The following is a 4,169-nucleotide window of genomic DNA, read 5'->3' on the forward strand; positions in this document are numbered from 1 at the left end:
GAGTCACCGCTCCGGCCGGGCATGACACCGGATCACCCGCCTGGCGGGCCAGGGGGCGCACGGGGCGTGCGGCCCACCCGCTCCGTGCCCCGGGCCGCCCATCCCACCACGGTGGGCCTCCGGTCGCGCGCTGGTTACGCTCGCCAGCCATGAACGCACCAGAGCCCACCATCGTCGCCACCTCCGGAGGCCACCGCCCCGGCGGGCGCACCCGGGTCGAGTTCGCCGCCCTCGTCCACCACGCACTGGACCTCTCCGGCGTCCACGGCCGCCGCCCCCGCGTCCTGTACGTCGGCACCGCCGTCGGCGACGCCGAGCACGTCACCCACAACGTGGCGGAGGCCGCCCGCGTCGCCGGGTTCGACTTCACCCCGCTCCAGCTGTTCCCCATGCCCAACCACGACGACCTGGAGGAGACGATCCTCGGCCATGACCTCGTCTGGGTCATGGGCGGCTCGGCCGCCAATCTGCTGGCGGTCTGGCGCGCCCACGCGCTCGACGTGGTCCTCCGCCGGGCCTGGCGGGCCGGGGTGGTCCTCGGCGGGATCAGCGCGGGCTCCCTCTGCTGGTACGAGGGCGGCGCCACCGACTCCTTCGGCCCCCGGCTGCGCCCCCTGACCAACGGGCTCGGTCTCCTTCCGTACGGCAACGGGGTGCACTACGACAGCGATCCGGGCCGCCGTCCGCTGGTGCACCAGCTGGTGGCCGAGGGGACGCTGCCCACCACGCACTGCACCGAGGACGGGGTGGGCCTGGTCTACCGGGGGACGGAACTGGTGGAGGCGGTCACGGAACGGCCCGGGAAGGCCGCGTACGTCGTCACCCGGGACGGCGACAAGGCGATCGAGGAACGCCTCCCCGCACGCGTCGTGGTCTGAACGTCAGCCCGTGGGGTGGTTGACGCGGACGACGAGTTTGCCCGCGCGGCGCCCCCGCTCCATGTCGTCATGGGCGGTCCTGATGTCCTCCAGGGCGTAGACATGGACCGGCCCGAGGGAGACCTCGCCGCGGGCGATCCGGCCGAGGTAGCCCTGGAGCACCTCGGCGGGCAGATCCGCGGCCTCACCCGCGTAGGCCGTCAGCCGGACCCCGGAGGGCAGATAGGCGATGGGGTAGAAGTCGCGGACGGTCCACTGGTTGGAGAGCATCCCCGTGAAACAGACCGTGCCGTGGACCCGGGTGGCGGCCAGGGTGTCCGGGAGGGTGGGGGTCCCGACCAGCTCCAGCGCGGCGTGGACGCCGTCCGGGAGGATCGCCCGTACGGCGTGGGCGACCTCGCCGTCGTCGACCAGCGGATGGTCGACCCCGTGCTGGGCCAGGGCACTGAGCCGGTCCGGGGCGCGGGTGGTGGCGAAGACGGTCGCGCCACGGTCCTTGGCGAGGGCGGTCGCCGCGAGCCCGAGCGCCGAGGTGCCGCCCCGGACGAGCAGCGACTGGCCCGCGCCCAGGTCGAGTCCGGTCGTCAGGGACCCGTGGGCCGTCTGGAGCGTCTCGGGGATCGCGCCCAGCGTCTCCCAGGGCAGCGCCGAGCTGAAGGGGACGACCTGGGCCCGGGGAACCACCGTGAACTCGGCGTAGCCACCGTCGTAGGTCCGGCCCATACCGCCCATCATGGCCGCCACCTGCTGGCCCGGGGGGAACACTCCGTCCGGGTCGAGGTCGACGGTGCCGGTGGCCTCGATGCCGGGGACACGGGGGAAGGTGACGCCCTCGGCGAGACCGAGCCGGGTGTGCAGTTCGGACCGGTTGAGCCCGAACGCCTCCACCCTGATCCGCACCCAGCCCGGCGGCGGCTCGGGCAGCGCCACCCGGCGCAGACGCAGCCGGTCCACCGGCCCCGGACCCTCCAGTACGACGGCCCGCATGGTCTCGCTCATGACCGCTGCCTCTCCGCTCGTCCGCGTGTCGCCCCGCATCCTGCCGCAGCGCGGGCCGTCCACCGCTGAAGCGGCGGCACATGGCGCGGACGCCGCCCCGATGGCGGCGGCCCGCCCCACCCCGTACCCGGGTGGGGCGGACCGCACCGGTCACCGGTGGTGGAAGACCACCTCGGGGTGGGCGGCGCTCGGGCCGTCCAGCAGCGGCTGCGGTGTGCCGCGCAGATGCCGGTCGAAGAAGGCCGCGAGATAGGCGCGGGTCACCGCCACCGCGCGGTGCGCCGGGATCGGCGGCCGCGGCAGCCCGAAGTGGTGCTGGATCAGGGGGCCGTCGGAGAAGCTGAAGTGTTCCGAACCGGCGACCGTCAGCCAGCGCTTCCAGCCGTCGAGCCCGGCCCAGGTCGCGTCCCAGCTGCGGTCCGTGCCGCCGGGCCGGTGGACGGCGTCGTCGGTGCCGAGGAGCATGAAGGGCCGTCCGTCCAGGCCCGTCGGGGGCAGCGGTTCCCAGAACGCCCCGTCCATGTTGACGCCCGCGTCCACCCGGCGGTCGGCCGCCATCGCGGTGGCCGCGCTCGCGCCGCCGATGGAGTGCCCGGCCATACCGATCCGCCGCGCGTCGATCATCCCCGCGTGCCGCCACACCGGGTGGCGCCCGGTCAGCCGGTCCAGCACATAGGAGACGTCCCGCGCCCGGGTGGCGGTCACCACACCGGTGGGCATGGCGCCGCTGTCCACCAGATCACAGGCGACGCAGGTGAGCATCCGGTTCCCGACGGCTGTGCCGAAGGACTCGTAGGCGTGGTCGACGGAGGCCACGACATAGCCCCGGCTCGCGAGGTCCTCGGCGAGATGGGTCAGGGTGTACCGGGAGACGCCGAAGCCGGGGGAGAGCACCACCAGCGGGTACGTCCCCGGCGCGGGCCGCGCGGGGGTACGCGCGTGCACCCGCATGGCGGCCAGCCGCTCGGGAGGAACGGCGTCACCGAAGCCCACCCCCTGGACCAGCAGCCGCACCTCCTCCGTCGTGGCGTACCGGGCCGGGGGAGCGAGGGAGGGGCGGGATGCCGGGTAGTGGAGGCTGACGACCAGTTCACGGCCGTCCGCGGAGGGGACCCAGGGGTCGCGCCGCGAGCGGTCGACCAGGTCGAAGGAGGTCGTGCCCACCGGGTAGGCGCCGGTGGGACGGGGGAGTTGGGGCACCGTGGTGGTGGGTGCCGTCCCCGCGGTGGAGACGGGCGGCCCCCCGGACGATGACGCCGCCGCCGTGCCGGTCGCGGTCAGCGGCAGGGCGAGCGACAGTGCGAGGACGGCGGCCGCGGCCGCCCGGATGCGTAAGAGTCTGGCCATGCGCACACGCTAAGCGTCCGGGCGGCGCGGCGCGTCAGACCGCGGTCGTACCCGTCGTACCCGCTGTACCTGCCGTACCCGTCGTCCGCGGTCGTATCCGTCGTACCTGCCGTAGTCGCCGCAGCCGCCGTCCGCGGTCGTACCGATCCGTCCGTGGTCGTACCGGCCCGTGGGCTCGCACTCGCCGCCCGTCGTGGTGCTCCGCGAAACGGGTGGTTCGGCCCCGCCGCGGCGGCATCCGCGGGCGGGCGGGGGTAGTCAGTTGCGGTGTGCGACCCCGGACGACGGACCTCCCGCCTCCACCAGGCGTCCCCGGCCCCGACCCGGCATCCCGGCCCCGCTCCGGCATCCGACCGAGAGGTGATCACATGCCCGACGCCCAGCCGCCGAGCTTCCCCGCCATCGTCCACGGGCTCTCCGCCTCCTGGTCCGCTACCCCGTGGACCGCCTCCGAGGTCCACTACGACGGCGAGAGCTACCACGGCGTCTTCGACGTCGACCTCACCAACGGCTCGGACGCGCCCACGCCCTACCGGCCCGTACTGCACGGCCCCGTCCTGGCGCAGATCGCCTCCTTCCACGCCCTGGCCTCCCTGTTGTACGCCTACGCCCACCGGCTCCACCCCGCCTTCGAGACGGTGCCGGACATCGGGGTCGGCGAGGCCAGGAAGCGCATGATGGTCACCTCGATGCGGTTGTCGATGCGACGGCCGGTCAGCGAGCGGACGGTACCGCTGCGGCTGACGCTCACGCGGCTCACCGGACGGAGCTGGCAGAGCCACCGCATGCTCTTCGGCGAGACGCGGATCGAGGTGGCCGAGGGGCGTCAGCAGGCGTGGATCGACGGCTGCTTCAACTTCCGGGACGCGGTGGACTCCTGACCGGACGTCGCCGGGGCGCCACCGCCGACAGAGCGGAGGCCCTCCGGCGGACGCGGGGTCAGGG

Annotated in this window: 4 protein-coding genes; 2 read left to right on the forward strand and 2 right to left on the reverse strand. The window is 74.4% G+C overall.

What is annotated here, in order from left to right; translation table 11 throughout:
* The first annotated feature begins 149 nt into the window (after nt 1-149).
* Entirely contained in the window at nt 150-878 is a 729-nt protein-coding gene (locus tag ACFVIM_RS33435) for a Type 1 glutamine amidotransferase-like domain-containing protein (protein ID WP_384309632.1), read from the forward strand.
* 3 nt (nt 879-881) lie between these two features.
* On the opposite strand, the gene ACFVIM_RS33440 is transcribed toward ACFVIM_RS33435, so the two are convergent.
* Entirely contained in the window at nt 882-1,877 is a 996-nt protein-coding gene (locus tag ACFVIM_RS33440; RefSeq protein WP_384309635.1) for a zinc-binding dehydrogenase, read from the reverse strand.
* A 150-nt stretch (nt 1,878-2,027) separates the two neighbouring features.
* Nucleotides 2,028-3,224 carry an alpha/beta hydrolase family protein gene (locus ACFVIM_RS33445; protein WP_384309637.1) on the reverse strand — a complete coding sequence of 399 codons (1,197 nt, stop codon included), beginning with the start codon at nt 3,222-3,224 and terminating at the stop codon, nt 2,028-2,030.
* 368 nt (nt 3,225-3,592) lie between these two features.
* On the opposite strand from ACFVIM_RS33445, the gene ACFVIM_RS33450 reads away from it, so the two are divergent.
* Nucleotides 3,593-4,105: a hypothetical protein gene (locus tag ACFVIM_RS33450; protein ID WP_384309640.1), complete on the forward strand. Its 513-nt coding sequence runs from the start codon at nt 3,593-3,595 to the stop codon at nt 4,103-4,105.
* Nucleotides 4,106-4,169: the final 64 nt, after the last annotated feature.

The sequence above is a fragment of the Streptomyces sp. NPDC057638 genome (genome assembly GCF_042800315.1).
Classification (GTDB): domain Bacteria; phylum Actinomycetota; class Actinomycetes; order Streptomycetales; family Streptomycetaceae; genus Streptomyces.

Coding starts and splice junctions, on each gene's coding strand:
- ACFVIM_RS33435 (WP_384309632.1), top strand. CDS start 150: ATGAACGCACCAGAGCCCACCATCGTCGCCACCTCCGGAGGCCACCGC.
- ACFVIM_RS33440 (WP_384309635.1), bottom strand. CDS start 1,877: ATGAGCGAGACCATGCGGGCCGTCGTACTGGAGGGTCCGGGGCCGGTG.
- ACFVIM_RS33445 (WP_384309637.1), bottom strand. CDS start 3,224: ATGGCCAGACTCTTACGCATCCGGGCGGCCGCGGCCGCCGTCCTCGCA.
- ACFVIM_RS33450 (WP_384309640.1), top strand. CDS start 3,593: ATGCCCGACGCCCAGCCGCCGAGCTTCCCCGCCATCGTCCACGGGCTC.